Here is a 1,117-nt window from a genome sequence, read left to right as displayed (position 1 = left end):
TGTATTGACCACGGAGGTTGGGTACGGGCGACACGTGATCGGATGATCTTGGTGTGAGGGAGGGCCTCCGGGTTCGGTGTGGATTGCGACATCTGCACCGACTGTCCTGGAGGCCCTCGTGACTCACGCTAACGCACCCCTGACCCCGACCGGCAGGCTGCGCCTGGCCCGGTGTGTCATCGAGGACCGGTGGCCGTTGCGGCGGGCCGCGGAACGGTTCCAGGTATCGGTCACCACCGCCGCGCGGTGGGCCGGCCGCTACCGCACTCTGGGCGAGGCAGGGATGACCGACCGCTCGTCACGGCCTGCCACCAGCCCGAACCGGACACCCACCCGGACCGAGCGGCGGATCATCAAAGTCCGCGTCCTGCGCCGGTGGGGCCCGGCCCGCATCGCTTATCTGCTCGGGTTGACCCCCTCGACGGTGCACCGGGTCCTGACCCGCTACCGGCTGGCTCGCCTGCGGCACCTGGACCGGGCCACCGGCCGGGCGGTCCGCCGCTACGAACACGACGCCCCGGGTGACCTGGTGCACGTGGACATCAAGAAGCTGGGCAACATCCCCGACGGCGGCGGCCACAAGATCCACGGCCGCGCCGTCGGCGGCCGCAACAGCGCCGCCCACCGAGACCCGGCCCGACCGCGCAAAGTCGGCGGTCGCGCCAACCTCGGCTACGGCTACCTGCACAACGCCGTCGACGACCACAGCAGGCTGGCCTACACCGAGATCCTGCCGGACGAGACCAAGGAGACCGCGGCCGAGTTCTGGACCCGGGCACAAGCGTTCTTCACCAGCTGCGGGATCACCGTCGCGCGGGTACTGACTGACAACGGATCTTGCTACCGCTCACGCTTGTGGCGCGACACGCTGCGCGACGCGCAGATCGTCCACAAACGCACCCGGCCCTACCGGCCCCAAACCAACGGCAAGGTGGAGCGATACAACCGGACCCTGCTCGACGAGTGGGCCTACGCCCAGCCCTACACCTGCGAGACCGAACGCCGCGAGGCGCTACCGCGGTGGCTGCATACCTACAATCACCACCGCGGACACACCGCACTCGCAGGCCAATCACCCGCCAGTCGCGTCCCCAACCTCACGGGGCAATACAGCTAG

General features: G+C 69.2%; 1 protein-coding gene. It reads left to right on the top strand.

What is annotated here, in order from left to right; all coding sequences use genetic code 11:
• The first annotated feature begins 118 nt into the window (after window positions 1–118).
• A complete protein-coding gene (locus tag ACZ4TR_RS49380; RefSeq protein WP_465296167.1) occupies window positions 119–1,117 on the top strand; it encodes an IS481 family transposase in 999 nt (332 codons plus the stop codon).

The sequence above is a fragment of the Amycolatopsis sp. NPDC028719 genome, from assembly GCF_055565395.1.
The sequence above is the reverse complement of the archived record's forward strand: the minus strand, read 5'-3'. Positions and strand labels throughout refer to the sequence as shown.